Below are 20209 nucleotides of genomic sequence, written 5' to 3' on the forward strand. Positions count from 1 at the left end.
CTCTGCACTGAGAAGGAGGGCAGACCGATGGATTCGTGTGTACCCGTCCGTTCCCGCAGCGCACAGATCTGCCGCCACACCCGTCACGCCGCCGGCGTCATCGTGATCGGCGCGATCATGGCCGGGTGCGCGGGGTCCAACACCGATGCCCCCGACGGAGCCACCGGCGGCGGATCGGCCAACGAGCTGGTGATCTACCGCGGAGAGAAACACGAGGGCTGGCATCCCGACGCGGCCACCGGCATCGCCACCAGCCACAACATCAACTCCGTGATGGAGCCCCTACTACGCGCCCATCCCGACGGCCAACAGGTCGAGCCCGGCATCGCGGCTTCCTGGGACTACGATCCGGAGGGCCCCTCCTACACCTTCGTCATCGACGACGACGCCGCCTTCTCCGACGGCACCCCGGTCACCGCCGCCGACGTCGCGTTCTCCGTCGAGCAGTGGCTCGACGGACCGAACTACGGCGAGATCTACGGCTCCATCGCCAACGTCGTGGAGGTCGACGAACGCACGGTCACCTTCGAGCTCGGCGCGCCGGACAGCACCCTCCCGGTGATGCTGACCTGGATGAGCGCGGCGATCATCCCCGACGACTTCGGCGGTCGCAGCGCAGCCGAGTTCTACGCCGACCCGATCGGAGCCGGGGCGTTCGCCGTCGAATCGTGGACGCCGGGCAGCGAGATCGTCCTCACCCGCAACGAGCACTATTACCAACCGGAGCGTCCCTACCTCGACCGGATCCGGATCGTCGAAACCGACGACGTCAGCCAACGCGCCGTGTCGTACGAGGCCGGCGACGCCGACATCGTCGACGCCGTCTCCATCGACACCTTGCAGCAGTTCCCCGAGGACGAGCTGATACCGGCTCCAGAACATTTCCTCACCTACGCCGGGCTCAACGTGACCCGAGAACCCTTCGACGACGTGCAGGTGCGCCGTGCGGTTGCCGCGGCCGTCGACTACGGGGCGGTCACCGAGCTCCTCCAGGGGTATGGCAGCGCCCCGCAGGGCGGCCTGCCGGAAAACGTCCGCAACTGGGTGCCGTCGAGCCACCCCTGGCACGAGCACGACCCCGACCTAGCGGCCGACCTGCTGGCTGAGACCGCCGCCGCGACGGACCTGGTGCTCATCTACGATTCCAGCCTCGGCAGCGAACGCCTAGTGGCGACGGTGCTGCAGGACTCACTCGCCGCGGTCGGCATCGGCGCCGAGCTACGCGGGCTCGAGACGGCGGCGTTCATCGAAGCCCTCCACGGCCTGGACTACGACATCGCGGTCTGGCAGATGTCGGCCATCTCCCCGGACGTCATCGATCCGATCGGGTTCTACCTGGTCACCGACTACCTCTTCACCGGATACGACACCACCACCCTCGGCGAGGTCTACCAGCAGTACACCCAGACCACTGACGAAGCCACCCAGCAAACACTCATCCGGTCAGTTCAGGACGAGATCCACGACCAGGTGCCGTTCCTGCCGCTGGCCAACTACCAGATCACCGGCGCGGTCAAACCACACGTCGACGGCTTCGAGATGGCACCGTGGGGGATGTACTGGCTGGACGAGCTGCGCGTGGCGCGATGAGTGGCCGGTTCCTGTTCGTCGGCAAACGCCTGATCCTCGCCGTCCCGCTCCTGCTGGGTGTGGTGCTGTTGGTGTTCCTGCTGCTACAGATCACCCCTGGAGACCCGGCCCGGCAGATCGTCGGGCTGCGCGCTAGCGAGGCCGACGTCGCGCAGGTGCGGGATCAGCTCGGTCTCGACGACTCCGTGTTCAGCCAGTACGCCCGTTACCTCGGCGGAGTTGTCCAAGGTGATCTGGGGTTCTCGTACAAGTCCCGGCAGCCGGTCGCCGACATGGTCGCCGCGCGTCTCCCGGTCAGCGGCTGGTTGGTGATCTCCGGACTGGTCGTGTCCTTGATGATCACCATCCCGCTCGGTGTCTGGGCAGCCATCCAGCGCGACCGGGCCGGCGATCACATCACCCGGGGCGTGAGCCTACTCGGCATAGCGATGCCCAGCTTCTGGGTCGGACTGATGCTGATCCTGCTGGTGGCGTTGCCTACCGGGTGGTTCCCGGTGGGTGGCTTCGGCGACACGTTCGGGCAGCGGCTCAACGCCATCGTGCTGCCCGCCGTCACACTGGGCATCGCGATGGCGCCGATCCAGATCCGCAGCCTACGGGCCAGCATCATCCGCTGCCTGGGGTCCGACTACGTCGCCGCCGGCCGAGCGCTCGGCGCGTCCGGCTTCCTGCTGGTGCGCCGGTTCGTCCTACGCAACGCGGCGTCGAGTATGGTCACGCTGGCCGCGGTCCAGACCAGCTTCCTGCTGTTCACCATGGTGGTGCTGGAGACCACCTTCGGGCTCCCAGGTCTCGGGCAAGGCATGGTGATGGCCGCCGTACAACGAGATCTGCCCGCCGTGCAGGGTTACACCCTGGTCTTCGCCCTCACCGTCGTTCTTGTCTATCTGCTGGCCGACGTCGTCAACGCCGTCCTCGACCCACGAGTGGAGATCCGCGGATGACCAGCACACCCTCTCCCCCACCTCCCTCGGCCGCGGCGCTGCCCGCGGCGGTTCTCCCCGACGCCACGCTCCCCCAACCCGCCCGGCGCCGGCCACACATGCCACGGAAGTTCTGGATCGGCGCCGTCATCGTCGGAGGTTACGCCGTAGCCGCCCTGCTGGCCCCGGTGCTCGCACCCGCCGACCCGATGGCGCAGGATGTCGCCAACCGCCTGGCCGACCCCGGGACCAACCACCTGCTCGGCACCGATGAGCTGGGCCGGGACGTGTTCAGCCGACTGGTACACGGCATCCGGGTCGACCTCATGGTGGGTTTCCTCGGAGCGTTCTTCCCGCTCGTCGTCGGCACCCTCCTGGGTGCGCTGGCCGGGTATCTCGGTGGCTGGGCGGACGTCGTGATCATGCGGATCACCGACCTCGTCCAGGGGTTCCCGGTCTATATCCTCATCATCGCGCTCGTGTTCGCCTTAGGCCCGGGTATCAGGACCATCCTCATCGCGTTCACCGCTATCGCGTGGGTCATCTACGCCCGGATCATCCGCGACGCGATCCTGCGGGTGCGGTCGCTCGACTACGTCCAGGCCGCCCGCGCCGCGGGTATCCCCCACCACCGGATCCTGCTGCGCCACGTCATCCCCAACACCATCCACCAATCGGTCATCTACTTCACCTCCGACGTGTTGTTCGCCATCCTCGCCGTCGCCGCGTTCTCCTTCCTCGGCCTCGGCGTGCCACCACCTACCCCTGAATGGGGCAGCATGATCGCCGAAGGGCAGCCCTATCTGCGGGACCAGTGGTGGCTGGCCGCCGCCCCCGGGGTGGCGATCGTCGGTATCGGCCTCGGACTGTCCCTGCTCGGCGACGGTGTCGACGATCGGTGGCGCCGATGACCACCACCGCACTGCGCGTCCACGACCTTCGAGTCACCGCCGCCTCCCCGGACGGTCCCTCCTATCCGGTGGACGGAGTGTCGCTACACGTCGGCCAGGGCGAGATCCTCGGCATCGCCGGGGAATCCGGCTCGGGGAAGAGCCTCACGCTGAAGGCGATCCTCGGGCTGCTCCCACCCGGGTTGACCGCCACCGGGACCCTCCAACTGGCCTCCGGCGATGGTGAACTCGCCCCGTACCAGTCCCACCAGGTACGCGGCGCCGGCGTCGGCATGGTCTTCCAGGAGCCGATGACGGCCCTCAACCCGACCATGCGGGCCGGCGACCTGGTCGCCCTCGCCGCCCGGCTGCATGGCCGGCTCAGCCGTCGGGCGAGCCGGCACCGGGCCGTCGAGTTGCTCCGGCAGGTGGGGGTACCAGACGCCGAACGGCGGGCCAAAGCCTGGCCACACCAGCTGTCCGGCGGACTACGGCAACGCGTGATGATCGCTGCGGCACTGGCCGCTCAGCCACGGGTACTGCTGTGCGACGAACCGACCACCGCCCTCGACGTCACCGTCCAGCACCAGATTCTGCGGCTGCTGCGCTGGCTGGCCGACGAACACGGCACCGGGATGATCTTCGTCAGCCATGACCTGCCGGTGATCGCCCAGCTATGCGACCGGATCGCGGTGATGTACGCGGGCCGGTTCGTCGAGACCGGATATACCCGCGACGTGTTGACCCACCCACGTCACCCCTACACGGCCGCCCTGCTGCGGGCCGCCCCCAGCGTCGACCAGCGCGGCGAACAGCTGGCGGGGATCAGCGGCCAACCACCCGACGCACGTGCCTTCCCCGCCGGCTGCCGCTTCCGGCCACGCTGCCCACTCGCCCGCGACGACTGCGCACACGCCCCGTACGAGATTCAGCCCGTGGCCGCCGAGCACGGTTCAGCCTGCATCCACCACGCCGACCTGGAGGTGAGAACCGCATGACCAGCGAACTCGCCGTCGACGACCTGGTCGTCCGATTCCCGCTACGCTCGGCCATGGTGGCTCGTCTGCTCGGCCGCACCAGCGAGGTCCTCACCGCCGTCGACGGGTTGAGCTTCACCGTGCCACCCGGCGAGTCGGTGGCCGTCGTCGGGGAGTCGGGCTGCGGGAAATCCACCCTGGCCCGATGCCTCGTCGGCCTGCAGGCTCCCACTGCGGGGCGGATCCGGCTCGGTGGCCAGGTCCTACCACGGCGGCGCACGCGTGGCGACCGGCGGCGGATCCAAATGGTGTTCCAGGATCCCAGCTCGTCGCTGAACCCCACGATGACCGTGGCGACCATGCTGGCCGAGTTGCTCCATGTACACGACCTCGCCCGCGGCGACCAGGTCCGGGCCAGGGTCGCGGAACTCCTGGAGTTGGTCCAGCTCCCAGGGCGGATCGCGGCGGCGTACCCACGCGACCTTTCCGGGGGGCAACGCCAGCGGATCGGCATCGCCCGGGCCCTGGCCCTGGAACCGGAGGTCCTGGTGGCCGACGAAGCCGTGGCCGCCCTCGACGCGTCCGTTCAGGCGTCGGTGCTCAACCTGTTCGCCGAACTGCGCGCCCGGCTCGGGCTCACCTTGATCTTCATCTCACACGATCTCGCCGCCGTCCGGCATGTCGCCGACCGGGTCATGGTGATGTACCTAGGCGCCGTGGTCGAAGACCGTCCGGCCGAGTCGCTGTTCACCGACCCGCAGCACCCGTACACACAGGCGCTGCTGGACGCGGCGCCACGCCTAGATCGTCGCCTGGGCGACGAGCCCTCCCTGCCCGGGGAACCGCCCAGCCCAGTCGCTCTGCCGTCCGGTTGCCGGTTCCATCCCCGCTGCATACACGCCATCGACCACTGCCGCGAGACCGAGCCCGTTCTCACTGGGCCGTCCGCCACCGACCGCACCGCATGCCACCTGGCCTGGAGGGATACCCATGAACGACGCTGACCTGGTGTTGCGGCACGGCGTGGTCTACACCGCCGAGCCTGGCCGCCCGTGGGCTCGCGGCATCGCCGTGCGTGATGGCGTGATCACCGACGTCGTCGACGATGACGCGGCCGACCACGTCGGACCACGGACCCGGGTGTTCGACCTCGACGGCGCCATGGCCTTGCCCGGGTTCATCGACACTCACTCCCACTACGTCGATGGGCCGCAGATCGCCGGCGGCATCGCCGTGAACACCGCCGAGACGGTCGACGAGCTGGTGGCTATGCTGCACGCGGACGCGGCGACCACCGATGCCCCCATCGTCCGCGGCTTCGGGTGGCGCAGCCACCTGTTCCCCAACGGACCTCACCACCGGCTACTCGACGACGTCTACGGGCACCGCCCGGCTGTCCTGATGGAGATCAACGCCCACTCCGTCTGGGCGAACTCGGCGGCGTTGCACCACGCCGGCATCACCCGCGACACCCCCGACCCGCAGCCCGGATACGCCGAGTACATCCGCGATCCCGACGGCGAACTCACCGGATGGGTCACCGAGGACGCCGCCCACGACCTCCTCCACCGGCTCGTCCCGGCCACCGTCGACCAGGCTCGCCGGGACGTCGCCGCTTTCACCGCGCGCTACTCCGCCGCCGGGCTGACCACCGTCTTCGACGCCGGTGTCTTCGAGCTGGACGAAACCGCCGGCTACACGATGCTCACCGAGTTGGACAAAGCCGGCGCGTTGCCGCAACGGATCTTCGGCTCACACGTCGCCAACCGGGACGCCGGCGACCCGGTCGCCGCGTTGGGCACGCTTGCGCGGCGGTTCAACTCCGGCCACGTACAGGTGCGGACCATGAAGATCTTCGTCGACGGTGTCACCGAAGGACACACATCGGCCTACCTGGAGCCTTATACCGACCGACCCGACGACACAGGGCCTCTAGCTCTGGACGAGCGGCACGTCGTCGAGCTCGCCGTCGCCACCGACCGCGCCGGCTTCCAGTGCCATTTCCACGCGCTAGGCGACCGGGCGGTCCGGGTGGCGCTCGACGCGATCGCGGCCGCCCGTGCCAGCAACGGACCGTCCGGCATCCGGCACGTGATCTGCCACGCCCACGTCGTCGCCCCGGAGGACCTACCCCGGTTCCGGCGCTTGAATACCGTGTACCAGACGTCCGGGCAGTGGATCGAGTCCGACCCATTCCACGAGGTGATGGTCCGCCGCCTGGGTGAGCGCGCGGACCGGCAATTTCCATTGCGTACAGCCACCGAGATGGGCGTGACGGTGACGCTCGGAGCCGATTTCCCGGCCACCTCGTACGTCTCGACCTACGAGCCGCTCGTCCAGATCGAGAGCGCTGTCACCCGCCGCCCCGTGGGCCGCCCGGAGGCGCCGCCGCTTCCGCCAGAGTCCGAGTGCCTACCGCTGGGCACCGCGATCAACGCGATGACCATCGCGGCCGCACATCAGCTCGGCGAGGAGGAGCGCCTCGGCTCTTTGCGGCCCGGCAAACTGGCCGACCTGGTGGTCCTGGACCGCGACCTGTTCGCCCTACCGCCGCACCTGATCCACCAGACGGGTGTCCTGCTGACGGTCCGCGGCGGCGACATCATCCACGACGCCGGATCGATCACGGAGGAATGACGACATGCGCACTGTTCAGAACCTGATCGACGGCGAACTGCGTGGCGCCGCCAACGCCAGCACGATGGAGCTGCTCAATCCGTCGAACGGCGCCGTCTTCGGTACCGCTCCTCGGTCCGGCCCAGCCGACGTGGATGCCGCCTGCCGGGCGGCCGAGGCGGCGTTCCCACCGTGGCGGGACCGTACCCCCGCCGAACGTAGCCGCGCCTTGCTGCGGATAGCCGACGCCGTCGAGGCTCACGGCGCCGAGCTGGTCCGGCTGGAAAGTGAGAACACCGGCAAGCCGGTCCAGGTAACCACGGAGACCGAACTGCCAATGATCGTCGACCAGATCCGGTTCTTCGCCGGCGCTGCCCGCATGCTCGACGGCCGCGCCGCTGGTGAATACGTAGCCGGCCACACCTCGTTCGTCCGACGAGAGCCCATTGGTGTCTGCGCACAAGTCACCCCGTGGAACTATCCGATGATGATGGCCGTCTGGAAGTGGGCCCCCGCGCTGGCGGCCGGCAACACCGTCGTCCTGAAACCGTCCGACACCACACCGGTGAGCACCGTACGGATGGCTGAGCTGATGAACGAGTTCCTGCCACCCGGCGTGATCAACGTGGTGTGCGGCGACCGCGACACCGGCCGGGCGCTGGTGACCCACGCGGTGCCCGCGATGGTGTCGGTGACCGGCTCGGTGCGAGCCGGTCGTGAGGTCGCCGCGGCGGTCGCGGCAGACCTGAAGATCACCCATCTCGAGCTCGGTGGCAAGGCACCGCTGCTCGTCTTCGACGATGTCGACGTCGACGAAACCGCGGCTGCCATCGTCGACGCCGCGTTCTTCAACGCCGGCCAGGACTGTACGGCCGCGTGCCGGGTGCTCGCTCAGCCGGCGATCTACGACGACCTCGTCGCGGCCCTGGCTACTCGGGCCAAAGCCGTACGCGTCGGTGCTCCGGACGAGGCAGCCGACGTCGGTCCGTTGAACAACGCCGCGCAGCTCGAGCGGGTTGGTGGTTTCCTCGACCGTGCCCCTCGGCACGCCGAGGTGGTGGCCGGCGGGCGGCCCGTAGACCGGGCCGGCTACTTCTTCGAGCCAACCGTCGTCGCCGGACTACACCAGGACGACGAGATGAGCCAGACCGAGATCTTCGGGCCGGTGGTCACCGTGCAACGGGTGGATGGCGAGGAGGATGCCGTCCGGTGCGCCAACGGGGTCCCCTACGGCCTGGCCGCCAGCGTCTGGACCCGCGACCATCAGCGGGCACTGCGCCTCACGAACAGTCTCGACTTCGGCATCGTGTGGATCAACACCCATCTCACGAGCGCCGCCGAGATGCCCCACGGTGGCTTCAAACATTCCGGGCACGGTAAAGATCTGTCGATCTATGCGTTGGAGGGATACACCCGCGTCAAACACGTCATGTCCGCCACCAACGCTTAGGAAGAAGGACCATTCATGAAGACGAGTGTCACCGACGGCCACCTGTGGCTGCATTTCACCAAAACCGCCGACTGGCTGGGTGACGACCCGAGCGTGCTCACCATCGACCGCGCGGAGGGGTGCTACGTCTGGGATCAGTCCGGCAAACGCTACATCGACGGTCTCTCCGCCCTGTTCTGTGCCCAGCTCGGCTACGGGCACAAGGAGTTCGGCGAGGCGGCGCGCGCCCAGATGGACAAGCTGCCGTTCGCCACCAACTGGACCTACGCCCACCAGCCGGCGCTGGATCTCGCCGCCGCGCTGGCCGAACGGTTCCCCGGGGACGTCGACCACTTCTTCTTCGTCAACTCCGGCTCCGAGGCCGTCGAGTCGGCCGTGAAGCTCGCTCAGCAGTATCACGCCCTCAACGGCGAACCGGACCGGAAGGTGGTGATCAGCCGGAACTTCGCCTACCACGGCACCACCCTGGGTGCGCTCGGGGTGACCGGCATCCCGGCGCTGCGGGCCCCGTTCGAGCCGCTGCGGCCGGTGCACCGGTACGCGCCGAATACCAACGGCTACCGCCCGCAACATGACGACCCCGCGCAGGCCGTCGAAGACATCATTCTCGAGGCCGGTCCACGCAACGTCAGCGCGGTCATCGTGGAACCCGTGCAGAATGCCGGTGGGTGTTTCGTGCCCGAACCCGACTACCTCACCCGGCTCCGCGACATCTGCGACCGGCACGGGGTACTGCTCGTCTGCGACGAGGTGATCACCGGGTTCGGCCGGCTCGGCCACTGGACCGGCTCGGAACGTTACGGGGTAGTGCCCGACATCATCACCTTCGCCAAGGGGGTGGCCTCGGCCTACCTCCCGCTGGGTGGTGTCGGCTTCAACGACCGGATCGCCGCCGCGTTCCGTTCGGCGACGACGAGTATGTTCACCCACGGGTCGACCTGGGGTGGACATCCCGTGGCCTGCGCCGTGGCGCTCACCAGCCTGCACCTGTTCGACGAACTCGACGTGCTGGCCAACGTCCGTGCCAACGAGGAGTGGTTCGGGCAGCGGTTGCGCGACCTGATGAACCGCCATCCCATCGTCGGCGACGTGCGCGGTGCCGGCTACTTCTGGGCGTTGGAACTCGTCAAGGACCGCACCAACAAGGTGATGTTCGACGACGCCGAGGCCGAGCGCCTACTCCGTGGTTTCCTCAACCGCCGACTGCTGGAACTGGGCCTCATCTGCCGGGCCGACGACCGCGACGAACCGGTCATCCAGCTGTCGCCACCGCTGACCGCCGACCGGGTGGTGCTGGCTGAGATCGTCGACATCATCGACCGGGTTCTCGGGGAAGCTCCCCAGCATGTCCCGGTGACCACACGAGATACCCTTCAGACGTGAACGCGCAGCCAGCCTCGACGCGCGAGCGCATCCTGGCCGAGGCGTCCCGGCTGTTCGCGGCCAAGGGGTACCACGGCACTTCCACCAGGGACATCGCGGCGGCGGTCGGCATCCGTCAACCGTCGCTGTTCCATCATTTCCGCTCCAAGCAGGCGATCGCCGAAACGGTGATCGCCGCCGATCTCGAGCCGTCGCTGGCGCAGGCCCGCCGCCTGCTGTCCAGCGCCGGGTCACCGGCGGCGCGGTTGTACAACTACGTCTTGCACGAGGTGGAACGGGGCGCCGCCAGCTCGCTGGACCTGCGCGGGTTGTATCTCACCGGGTTGCTCGACGAACCAGGGTTCGAGCAGTGGGCGGCTAAAACCACCGAGTTGCTCGGGGCCATCCGCAGCATCGTCGAGGCCGGTGTGGAAGCCGGCGAGTTCGTGCCGTTCAACGCCGAGTTCGTCACCCAGGCCATCGACGCGTTGGTCTTGCAGGGGTTGCGGTTGACCGCACTCGGGCTACCGGGCCTGGGTGAGCCGGCGGTAGTGGCGCAGTTCGTGCTGAGGGCGCTGCTGACCGACCAGGCCCAGCTACCGCGGATCATCGAGGATCACGAGAGACTCGTCCGCGACGCCACCACCGCCGTCCCACTCCGGTGATCGTCGCCGGTGATGGGGGTGACGAGGGTGGCGACGGTGTAGGTGTGCCGGGCGGGAAACCGACGGACTGAGCGCCTGTTGCTGAACCGGCTCTCAGTGATCGTCCGGGCGGAAGTCGCCGGCGCCGACCCGAACCTTGCGCAGCAGGTGGAAGACGGCCTCCCGCTCGGGCTCGTCGAGCGCACGTAACCCGAAGTCGGCCTCCATGAGCTCCGAGGTCACCTTCTTCACGGCATCACGGCCGGAGTCGGTGATGCGGGCCAGCGTGCCCCGGCCGTCGCGGGGGTTCGGCTCCCGGGTGACGAAACCCGCGGTCTCCAACCGTTGAATGGTGTTGGTGACGCTCGTGGGGTGCACCATCAACCGCTCGCCGATCTTGGCCATCGGCAACGCGCCGGTCCGGCTGAAGCCGAGTAGGACCAGCGCTTCGTACCGGGCGAAGGTCAACCCGTACGGCCGGCAGATCCGGTCGAACTCACCGAGCAGGAGCTGCTGGACTCGCATGATCGACGTGGCCGCGGCCATCGCCGCGGACGGACCGAAACGTTCCTGCCAGATCGAACCGGCGCGCTCGATGGGGTCGAAGTTCAGGTCCAGGGGCTCGGGCACGGTTCCCTCCTCACCTCCGGCGTGCCGTCACCGGTCGGTTGGTGGCCGGGTGGTCGGGTCGGCGGGGGTTGGGCTTCTTCTTCTCGGGTGGTTTCGGCCCGGCTCCAGCCATCTCGCGTCGCCGTTTGTGAATCACCCGCGCCAGGCCGTGTGGGTGAGGCACATAACTGATGTCGCGGAGCCCCTGTTGCTGTGCGGCATTTTCCAGCACCAAGTGGCCGGAGCCGAACAATCGCAGATACCACGGCCGGTTGACGGTGATGTCCAACAACCGGACGATCTCCATCTCGGCCTCGTGCAGCGAGAACAGGCCCCACACTCGGAAAACTCGCGAATCGGTGACGACGAACCGGTCGCGGGCAATATACAACGACCGCCCGAATCCGTATCCGACGAGCCCCAGGCACACGACGATGCCGAACCACGCCACGCTGGTGGACACGAACGGCACCCACACGATGGCCAACACCACACCTAAGACACCCACCAGAATGGGCACGACGTACAGGATGGCGCTGTGGCACACCTCGACGATGATCCGCTCGCCGGACACCAGCTTGCGGGCCACCATACGATGCCCGAACCACGATTTGACCCGCCACCAGAGCATCCGGATCAGCCCGTCTTCGGCCACCCGGTCCAGCCAGCGCACGAACCGGTCGGTGAGGCCGTCGAGCATGTCCTTCGGCGTACGCACGGTACGCCTCAGAACAGCTCGGTGAAGAAGGTGATGATGGCGTTGAAGAGGTCACCGAACCACGAGCCGATGCTGCTGATGACACCGGCCATTCCTTCGGGCGCGGACAGGAGGAAGTACACGACGAACGCGATCAACAGGATGATCAGCGCCTTCTTCACTGCCGCCCTCCTTTCTGCCGGGCCTCGATCATTGCCTTGAGATCTTTGCCTTGGAGATCTTCACTTTGGAGATCACTGCCTTGGACCACACGGCCTCATGGTCATAAGACCGCCATCTTGGTGTTTTACCGCACGACACCCAGCTGTGTCCGAATGCCACGCCGTAGAACGACACACCATCGATCATGACACAGTCGCCACGATCTCCTCCGCAGCAGAGTACGGGTTGAGCTCACCGAGTAGAACCCGGTCGGCCAGCGTGTCGAGCCGGTCGTCGCCGTGCAGATCGGAGAATCGCTGCCGCAGGGTCGTCAGCGCCAGCGCCTCGATCTCATCCCGGACCCGCCGACGGCGCCGCCGCCCCAACTCGCCGCTATCGGTCAGCCATTCCCGGTGTTTGGTGATGGCTTCCATCATCTCGTCGATCCCCCGGCCCGCGGATGCGACGGTGGAGACGATCGGTTGGCGCCAGTCGCCGGCGGCTCGCTCGACCATCCGGGTCATCGCCTTGAGGTCACGTACGACGTGCTCGGCGCCGTCGTGGTCGGCCTTGTTGACGCCGAATACGTCGCCCACCTCGAGGATGCCGGCCTTCGCCGCTTGGATGCCGTCGCCCATCCCCGGAGCCAACAGCACGATGGTGGTGTCGGCGAGTGCGGCGATCTCGATCTCCGACTGTCCGACACCCACCGTCTCGATCAAGATCACCTCGCAGCCGGCGGCGTCCAGCACCCGGACCGCCTGCGGGGTGGCCGCGGCCAGTCCACCCAGGTGGCCCCGGGTCGCCATGGACCGGATATACACCTCGCGATCCATGGCGTGTTCTTGCATCCGAACGCGATCACCCAGCAGGGCCCCACCGGTGAATGGCGACGACGGGTCGACCGCGAGCACCCCAACACGCTTCCGCTCGGCCCGGTACGCCGACACCAGTGCGGAGGTCATGGTGGACTTTCCGACCCCGGGCGAGCCGGTGATACCCACCACCGCCGCGGTGCCGGCATGCGCAACCAGCGCGGCCATCACGTCCGGCAACTCTGGAGAATCGTTCTCGACGAGCGAGATGAGCCGGGCCACGGCTCGCGGGTCACCGCCGCGGGACCGCTTGACCAGCAGATCGATGTCGCTCACGCGCGCAACACCAGCGCGTCGCCCTGGCCGCCGCCACCACACAACGCCGCCACGCCGGTACCGCCACCACGTCGGCGCAGTTCATAGACCAGATGCAGCACCAGCCGAGCACCGGACATGCCGATCGGGTGGCCCAGCGCGATGGCGCCGCCGTTGACGTTGACGATGTCTGGGTCGATGCCCAGCTCCCGGGTGGAAGCGATACCAACAACGGAGAACGCTTCGTTGATCTCCACCAGATCGAGTGCCGTGGGGTCGATGCCTTCCCGGGCGCAGGCGGCCCGGATCGCCGCGGCCGGCTGGCTCTGCAACGTGGAGTCGGGCCCGGCGACAACACCGTGAGCGCCGATGGTGGCCAGCGGTTCCAGTCCGAGCTCGGCGGCCTTGGCCTCGCTCATGACCACCACCGCACAGGCACCGTCGGAGATCTGCGACGCCGAACCGGCGGTGATGGTGCCGTCGCCCACGAACGACGGCCGCAGCCGGGCCAGTGCCTCGGCCGTGGTGTCGCCCCGGACGCCTTCATCGTGGCCGAACACCACCGGGTCACCCTTGCGCTGCGGAATCTCGACCGGTACGACCTCGTCGTCGAATCGGCCGTCCTTCCAGGCCTGGGCGGCGCGCTGGTGCGAACGGGCGGCGAACTCGTCCTGCTCCTCCCGGCTCAGGCGGAGGCCGTCGTTGTTGCACGCCTCGGTCAGCGCGCCCATGGCCTGGTCGGTGAAAGCATCATGTAGTCCGTCGAAAGCCAGGTGGTCGAGAAGTGTGGCCGATCCGTACTTGACGCCACGACGCCCATCCGGCAACAGATGCGGGGCGTTGCTCATCGACTCCATGCCCCCGGCGACGACGACATCGAACTCGCCGGCCCGGATCAGCTGGCTGGCCAGCGCAATGGCGTCGACGCCAGACAAACAGACCTTGTTGATGTTCAGAGCCGGCACCGACATCGGCACACCCGCTTTGACCGCCGCCTGCCGCGCCGGCATCTGGCCGCATCCAGCGGTGAGCACCTGCCCCATGATCACGTACTGCACGTCGCCGGGCCGCACACCGGATCTTTCGAGTGCCGCCTTGATGGCTATCCCGCCAAGATCAGTCGCCGTCAGACCAGACAGCGAACCCAGGAACTTCCCGATCGGCGTCCGCGCGCCGCCAACTATGACCGCCATGCGATCAGGGTAACGCCCAAAACGCCGGGTCTGAGATGTCTGTTACACATGACACTGTCCGAGGTGCCGGCACCTGCGCCGCGCGCCACCTGGCCCGGGCCGGCGGCCCGCCTGCGCTACTGCTCCACTACCGGCTGCACCGGCTGCACCAGCTCCACCAGGACACCCCCGGCGTCCTTCGGGTGGACGAAGTTGACCAGGGACCCACCGGTGCCCCGCTTCGGCTCGTCATAGAGCAGCCGGAGGCCGCGCTCGCGCAACTGTCGTGCGGCGATGACGATGTCGTCCACCCGGTAGGCGAGCTGCTGGATGCCGGGCCCGGACCGGTCGAGGAACTTCGCGATCGGCGAATCCGGCCGAAGGGGCGCCAGCAGCTGGATCTGGGGTCCGGCGTCGTCACCGGAGACCCGCAGCATGGCCTCCCGTACCCCCTGCTCCTCGTTCACTTCGGTATGCACCAGTTCCATGCCGAATGTGTCCCGGTACCACTCAACCGAGTGATCGAGGTCGGCGACGGCGATACCTACATGATCGATCGACGAGAAAACGGACATGGACACCATCTTCACCATCCTCACCAGCACACCCCACGGCAGGGGTAGATATTTACACTTCTGCCCCTTCAGGGGTGGTGAGCACCGCCCTGGACCACTACCGTAGGCGAGTACTGTTGTCTGGGCGGCGAGGCGACTAGCGACGGGGGTTCCCGGAGGCAGCTCGAGTGAGATCATGACACGTCGATCACACTTCATTCGATCAACGGGATACTGATCTACTTTTAGGACCGAGACAAGTGCGGCCCCGTCCGGGTCGCACCCCCGACGAGGGAGACCATGAGCGAGGTACAAGAAGCATCCATCACCGAGACGGGTTCGGACGGCTTGTCCATCTTCGACAGCTCACCCACCGGTGGATTCACCATCCAGATGCGCGGTTACGACAAAATCCAGGTCGAGCAGCACGTGCGGCAGCTCGAGGCGACCTTGGCACAAGTGCGCGGCCGGACATCCGACCTCGACAAGCAGGTCGTCCGGTTGCGCCAGGAGCTTGCCGAGGCCAGCACCGAGCTCCGCGAGGTCGAGCGACCGTCGTACTCCGGGCTGGGTGCACGCATCGAGCAGTTGCTCCGCCTGGCCGAGGAGCAGGCGAGCGAACTCGTCGCTCAAGCCGACACCGAGGCATCCGAGATGCGTGCCGAAGCGCAGGCCGAGGCCAGCGAGATGCGCGCGACAGCCGAGAGCGAAGCCTCTGAGCTGCGGGTCAACGCCCGTCGCACGGCCGAAGAACTCGTCGACGACGCCCGGGTGGAGGCCGAGGAGCAGCGTTCGGCGGCGAACCGCGAGGCCGAGGAGCTCGTCGAGAGCGCCAAGCGGGAAGCCGCCAAGATCCGTTCCTCGGTGGAACACGAGGTCAGCGAACGCAAGGCCAACGCCGAGCGCGAGCTCAACCGGCTCCGGGCCGCTGGCGAACGTGAGGTCGCCGAGCTGCGGGCCACCGCCAAACGCGAGGCCGAGGAGCTGCGGAGCAACACCAAGCGTGACGTCGAGGAGCTGCGCCGCACCACGCAGCAAGAGGTCGACGAGATGAAGGCCGAGGCGCAGGCGCGGCTGGACGACGCGCGGGCCCGGGCCGACAAAGAGCTCACCGACCTCGAGCTCACGCTGGTCGCCAAACGCGAGCAGTTGGAGCGTGAGATCAGCGAGCGGCACGAGAACGCCGTGGCCGAGACCCAGAAGATGGTGGCCGACGCCGAGTCCCGCGCCGGAGACGCCGAGTCCCGCGCCAAGTCCGCGCAGGAGCGGGCCGAGAAGGTGCGCCGCGACGCCGATGAGCAGGCCAAGGCCCTGCTGGCCAGCGCCCGCCGCAACGCCGACAACCTCATCGCCGACGCCAAGCAGGCGGCGGAGAAGCAGCTGTCCGAGGCCAAGTCCGAGGCGCACCAGAGCATCACGGCAGCCAAGCGTGAGGTCGCCGAGTTGACCCGCCAGCGTGACGGCATCAGCTCGCACCTGAACCAGCTGCGTAGCCTGCTGGGTGGGGTCGGTTCGGCACCCGGCCTGGAGGCGTCGGCAGTCGGCGGCGAGAACGTCGTCGATGCCGAGGTCGTCGACGACGACAAGTAGCTCACCGCCCCCTTACCGTCCCCATGATCATGAACACTTTGCCGGGCTATCGCCCGGCAAAGTGTTCATGATCATGGGAGGGTGAGGGGGTCAGCGTCGACGGTCCCGGGACCGCCAGCAGCCGGTGTGCCAATGGCGCCGCTCGTCGACGCCGGTACCGGTGAACGACCGACTCTCGGTCGGCCACGCCACGACGTGTGGGGTGGCCGGCCGGATGAGTTGGTCACATCCCGGGCAGCGGTACGGCTTGGTGGATGAACTACCGGTGATCCGCCGGACCACCCAGTCGCCGTCAGGCCACGATTCGATCGCCTCGTGCACCCCGCTATCGTCTCTCATATGTTCGCGCGGTGGGGATCTTTGGTCGCCCGCCGTCGACGAGCCGCCTTAGCGATCATGGTTCTGCTAGCCGTGGTTGGCGGTACGTACGGCGTCGGGGTGTTCGATTCCGTGAGTCAAGGCGGCTATGAGGACCCCGGCAGCGAAGCTGTCTTGGCGCTGCGCACCCTCCAGTCCGACCCGGCTACCGCCGCGGCGGACATCGTCGCCGTCTACACCGCCCCCGACGGCGAGCGCGCCGACACCGACGCCATGGCCGCCGCGGTCGGCTCGGCGCTGGAGGAACTACCCCGCCACGCCGTCGCCGGCGTCACCACCTACTGGGAGACCGAAGCGCCGTTCCTGATCAGCGCCGACGGCGGCAGCGCGCTGGCGCTGATCACCCTGGCCGGGGAGGACAGCGCCGCGAAACAGGCGCTGCTCGGCGACGTCCAAGACGCCCTGTACGTCGACGGCGTGCAGACCACCCTGACCGGCACCGCTCCGGTCGAGGCCGCCATATCCGACCAGGCCAAACACGACCTGTTCCGGGCGGAGGGCATCGCGTTACCCATCGTGATGGTGCTGCTGGTGGTGATCTTCGGCGGTGTCGCCGCCGCGTCGTTGCCGGTGTTGATCGGTGTCCTGACGGTCTCCATGGCCCTCGGCGTGCTGCGCCTGATCGCCACAGTGACGGACGTCAACGAGTTCGCCGTGAACGTGGCCGGGCTGCTCGGCCTGGGAATGGCCATCGACTACGGCCTATTCATCGTCAGCCGGTTCCGGGAGGAACGCCACGGCGGCGCCGCCGTGGCCGACGCCGTACGAACCACGGTGGCTACCGCTGGCCGTACCGTCGCGTTCTCCGCCCTGCTGTTGGTCGTCGCGCTCTCCACGTTGCTGTTGTTCCCACAGACGTTCCTGAACTCCCTCGCCTACGGCGGCATGACGGCGGTGACCCTAGCCGCTTTAGTAGCCCTCATCGCACTTCCGGCCGCGTTGGCGGTGATGGGCCACCGGATCGACGCCTGGCAGGTCCCGTTCCTGCGGCGGCGGCGTCGAGACCGCAGCCGGTTCTGGAACCGGCTGGCCACCGGGGTGATGCGGCGCCCGGTGCTGGTATCGGTGCCCATCCTCGCGGTACTCGTCCTGCTCATCTCTCCCTTCCTGAACACGACGTTCGGCTCACCCGACGAACGTGTGCTGCCGGAAGGCGATCCGGCCCGGGTGGCCATCGAGAACCTGACCACGGACTTCCCGGCGGTCGGTGGCGACAACATCCAAGTAGTACTGCATGCCGATGACCACCACCCACTCGACGACGCCGTGGTCGCGGCCGCCGTCGCCGACGTCCAAGCCGTACCCGACGTCCAGGCGGTCGATGTCACGAGCCCGCCCCAGGCGTCGGTCACCGTTCTCGAGGCGAGGTACGACGGAGACGCGGCCGGGGCCGCCGCCCGGCAGGCCGTCCGCACCATCCGCGACCTGGATCCACCCGACGGTGTCGAGCTGCTCGTGGGCGGCGCCACCGCCATCGACATGGACAGCCTCGACGCGATCACCGACCAGTTGCCGCTGATGGGCGCCATCCTGGTGGGCGCCACCTTAGTGCTGCTGTTCCTGGCCTTCGGATCGGTGGTCCTCCCCATCAAGGCGGCGGTGATGGCCGCGGTGAGTCTGACCGCCACGTTCGGGGTGCTCACCTGGATATTCGTCGACGGCCACGGCACCGGCCTGCTTCAGGTGACACCCCAGCCGATGGAGATCGGGGTGGTCGTCCTGATGGGCGCGGTGATCTTCGGCCTGTCTACCGACTACGAGGTCTTCCTGCTCTCCCGGATCGTCGAGGCCCGGGCGAACGGAGCCGATACCGAGACGGCCATCCGGGCCGGCTTGGTCCGTTCCGGCCGGGTGATCACCGCGGCCGCCCTCCTGCTCATCGTCGTCACCGGGGCGTTCGCGCTGTCCGGGATCCAGATGATGCGGTTCATCGGCATCGGGATGATCTTCGCATTGGCCCTGGATGCCACGGTTATCCGGATGCTGCTGGTGCCGTCGCTGTTGAAGCTCATGGGAACGGCGAACTGGTGGGCCCCCGGCCCCCTGCGGCGCGTGCAGGAACGTCTGGCGCTACGACACTAATCGTCCTCGTCCCCCGTCGCCCCTCATCTCCCTGATCGCCGCATCCCGACGTGGCGGCAGCGGTGGACGCCCGCGGCTATGCGGAGCGCCGACCTGACGCCGTCGCCACCTGGGGGGTTGACGGGAGTGCTGGCCCACGGTTCACTAGCGTTTCATTCCACGTTTGTTAAATCGATGTAGTCGTCGTGGAAAGTGAACGCGACCTGCCGCGCAAACCGGCACAAACGAACAGGGGAGCGATGTCGTCGAGTGTGCAACTTCGCGGGATCGACAAGTTCTACCCATCCGGGCGGGGAGCGTCGTCTCAGGTGCTCTTCGACGTGTCCTTCGAGGCACCCTCCGGTGAGTTCGTCGTCCTGCTCGGGCCGAGCGGCTGCGGGAAGTCGACGAGCCTGCGGCTGATCGCCGGTCTCGAAGCGGCACAGACCGGTCAGATCTTGATCGATGGCCAGGTCGTCAACGACGTCCCGGCGGCGCAGCGCAAACTCGCCATGGTCTTCCAGAACTATGCGTTGTTCCCGCACCTGTCGATCGCCGAGAACATCATGTTCGGTCTCAAGGTCCGGCGCGTCGACAAACACGAACGCCGCCAGCGGCTAGCCCACACCGCAGAGCTGCTGGAACTCACGCCCTACCTGGACCGCAAACCGGCGCAGCTGTCTGGTGGGCAACGCCAGCGGGTCGCACTCGGCCGGGCCCTCGTCTCGGGCGCGTCGCTGATCCTGATGGACGAGCCGTTGTCCAACCTGGACGCCAAGTTGCGCCAGCAGATGCGGGTCGATCTGCGCCAGCTACAGCGGGATCTCGGGCTGACCGTCATCTACGTCACCCATGACCAGGTCGAGGCGATGACCATGGCCGACCGGGTGGTGGTGATGCGGGAGGGCCGCGTCGATCAGATCGATCACCCCCGCACTCTGTTCCAGCGCCCGGCGCGAGCCTCCGTCGCCAGGTTCATCGGCTCGCCACCCATGAACCTCCTCCCCGCCCGCGTCGCCGACGGCGCCGTCGTCAGCACCTCCGGCGAGATCCGGGTGACGGTTCCGCCCGGGGTGGACACCCTGCCGTCGGACGTCCTACTCGGAGTCCGCCCAGAAGACCTCACCCTCGACACCGGCGACCAGCTCGTCGAAACGACCCTCACCAACGTCGAGTTGCTCGGCGCCGACCAGCTCGCCCGGTTCGATATCGGCGGCTCGAACCCGCTCATCGCGCGGCTGCACGCCAACCTGCCCGTCGAAGACGGCGCTCGATACCGGGTCGGGTTCCGACTCAAGGATCTACACCTGTTCGACGCGGACACCGGCGAGCGGATCTCCGCCTGGGATGTCGCCACCGGCGCCGTCACACCCGCGAATCACCAGCTCTCGAAGGGATGAGCTC

At 67.8% G+C, this 20209-nt stretch carries 19 protein-coding genes; 12 read left to right on the forward strand and 7 right to left on the reverse strand.

The annotated features are described in order from the left end of the window. Positions 1 to 27: 27 nt before the first annotated feature. From G8760_RS23135 to G8760_RS30640, 9 genes are read left to right on the forward strand one after another with little or no spacing between them, the layout of a single operon-like run. Entirely contained in the window at positions 28 to 1590 is a 1563-nt protein-coding gene (locus G8760_RS23135) for an ABC transporter substrate-binding protein (RefSeq protein WP_166355202.1), read from the forward strand. After that, positions 1587 to 2534 carry an ABC transporter permease gene (locus G8760_RS23140; RefSeq protein ID WP_166355203.1) on the forward strand — a complete coding sequence of 316 codons (948 nt, stop codon included), beginning with the start codon at positions 1587 to 1589 and terminating at the stop codon, positions 2532 to 2534. Before G8760_RS23135 ends, G8760_RS23140 begins: the two co-directional genes overlap by 4 nt. Further along, positions 2531 to 3424, forward strand: a complete 894-nt coding sequence (locus G8760_RS23145) for an ABC transporter permease (RefSeq protein WP_166355204.1) — start codon at positions 2531 to 2533, stop codon at positions 3422 to 3424. The genes G8760_RS23140 and G8760_RS23145 overlap by 4 nt, the downstream gene beginning before the upstream one ends. Further along, a complete protein-coding gene (locus G8760_RS23150) occupies positions 3421 to 4401 on the forward strand; it encodes an ABC transporter ATP-binding protein (protein WP_166355205.1) in 981 nt (326 codons plus the stop codon). The genes G8760_RS23145 and G8760_RS23150 overlap by 4 nt, the downstream gene beginning before the upstream one ends. Then, positions 4398 to 5384, forward strand: coding sequence for an ABC transporter ATP-binding protein (locus G8760_RS23155; protein WP_166355206.1), 987 nt, complete (start codon positions 4398 to 4400; stop codon positions 5382 to 5384). The genes G8760_RS23150 and G8760_RS23155 overlap by 4 nt, the downstream gene beginning before the upstream one ends. Then, on the forward strand, positions 5371 to 7017 hold the full coding sequence (locus G8760_RS23160; protein WP_166355207.1) for an amidohydrolase: 1647 nt from the start codon (positions 5371 to 5373) through the stop codon (positions 7015 to 7017). Before G8760_RS23155 ends, G8760_RS23160 begins: the two co-directional genes overlap by 14 nt. A 4-nt stretch (positions 7018 to 7021) precedes the next feature. Beyond that, positions 7022 to 8446 (forward strand): aminobutyraldehyde dehydrogenase, encoded by a 1425-nt coding sequence (locus tag G8760_RS23165; protein WP_166355208.1) that lies wholly within the window; start codon positions 7022 to 7024, stop codon positions 8444 to 8446. Positions 8447 to 8461: 15 nt separating this feature from the next. Beyond that, positions 8462 to 9829, forward strand: coding sequence for an aspartate aminotransferase family protein (locus tag G8760_RS23170; RefSeq protein WP_166355209.1), 1368 nt, complete (start codon positions 8462 to 8464; stop codon positions 9827 to 9829). Beyond that, a complete protein-coding gene (locus tag G8760_RS30640) occupies positions 9826 to 10473 on the forward strand; it encodes a TetR/AcrR family transcriptional regulator (protein ID WP_166355210.1) in 648 nt (215 codons plus the stop codon). Before G8760_RS23170 ends, G8760_RS30640 begins: the two co-directional genes overlap by 4 nt. Before the next feature lie 93 nt (positions 10474 to 10566). On the opposite strand, the gene G8760_RS23180 is transcribed toward G8760_RS30640, so the two are convergent. From G8760_RS23180 to mce, 6 genes are all read right to left on the reverse strand, one after another. After that, positions 10567 to 11082: a MarR family winged helix-turn-helix transcriptional regulator gene (locus tag G8760_RS23180; RefSeq protein ID WP_166355211.1), complete on the reverse strand. Its 516-nt coding sequence runs from the start codon at positions 11080 to 11082 to the stop codon at positions 10567 to 10569. A 10-nt stretch (positions 11083 to 11092) separates the two neighbouring features. After that, positions 11093 to 11779: a PH domain-containing protein gene (locus G8760_RS23185; RefSeq protein ID WP_166355212.1), complete on the reverse strand. Its 687-nt coding sequence runs from the start codon at positions 11777 to 11779 to the stop codon at positions 11093 to 11095. An 8-nt stretch (positions 11780 to 11787) separates the two neighbouring features. Continuing rightward, positions 11788 to 11940, reverse strand: coding sequence for a hypothetical protein (locus G8760_RS23190; protein ID WP_166355213.1), 153 nt, complete (start codon positions 11938 to 11940; stop codon positions 11788 to 11790). A 183-nt stretch (positions 11941 to 12123) separates the two neighbouring features. Further along, positions 12124 to 13071, reverse strand: coding sequence for a methylmalonyl Co-A mutase-associated GTPase MeaB (gene meaB, locus G8760_RS23195; protein WP_166355214.1), 948 nt, complete (start codon positions 13069 to 13071; stop codon positions 12124 to 12126). After that, entirely contained in the window at positions 13068 to 14243 is a 1176-nt protein-coding gene (locus tag G8760_RS23200) for an acetyl-CoA C-acetyltransferase (protein ID WP_166355215.1), read from the reverse strand. Before G8760_RS23200 ends, meaB begins: the two co-directional genes overlap by 4 nt. A 116-nt stretch (positions 14244 to 14359) precedes the next feature. Then, on the reverse strand, positions 14360 to 14806 hold the full coding sequence (gene mce, locus G8760_RS23205; RefSeq protein ID WP_166355216.1) for a methylmalonyl-CoA epimerase: 447 nt from the start codon (positions 14804 to 14806) through the stop codon (positions 14360 to 14362). A gap of 270 nt (positions 14807 to 15076) precedes the next feature. Here mce and G8760_RS23210 point away from each other — a divergent pair, with 270 nt between their 5' ends. Continuing rightward, complete coding sequence (locus G8760_RS23210; protein ID WP_166355217.1) at positions 15077 to 16366, forward strand: coiled-coil domain-containing protein; 1290 nt, start codon at positions 15077 to 15079, stop codon at positions 16364 to 16366. Positions 16367 to 16456: 90 nt separating this feature from the next. Here the strand turns inward: G8760_RS23210 and G8760_RS23215 are convergent, their stop codons facing one another. Then, entirely contained in the window at positions 16457 to 16687 is a 231-nt protein-coding gene (locus G8760_RS23215; RefSeq protein ID WP_207782642.1) for a hypothetical protein, read from the reverse strand. Positions 16688 to 16705: 18 nt separating this feature from the next. Between G8760_RS23215 and G8760_RS23220 the strand changes: the two genes are divergently transcribed. Together G8760_RS23220 and G8760_RS23225 are read left to right on the forward strand one after the other, a co-directional pair. Beyond that, positions 16706 to 18826 carry an MMPL family transporter gene (locus G8760_RS23220; RefSeq protein ID WP_166355219.1) on the forward strand — a complete coding sequence of 707 codons (2121 nt, stop codon included), beginning with the start codon at positions 16706 to 16708 and terminating at the stop codon, positions 18824 to 18826. 239 nt (positions 18827 to 19065) lie between these two features. Beyond that, complete coding sequence (locus G8760_RS23225; protein ID WP_166355220.1) at positions 19066 to 20205, forward strand: ABC transporter ATP-binding protein; 1140 nt, start codon at positions 19066 to 19068, stop codon at positions 20203 to 20205. Positions 20206 to 20209 lie beyond the last annotated feature (4 nt).

The sequence above is a fragment of the Phytoactinopolyspora limicola genome (genome assembly GCF_011320225.1).
Taxonomy (GTDB): Bacteria; Actinomycetota; Actinomycetes; order Jiangellales; family Jiangellaceae; genus Phytoactinopolyspora; species Phytoactinopolyspora limicola.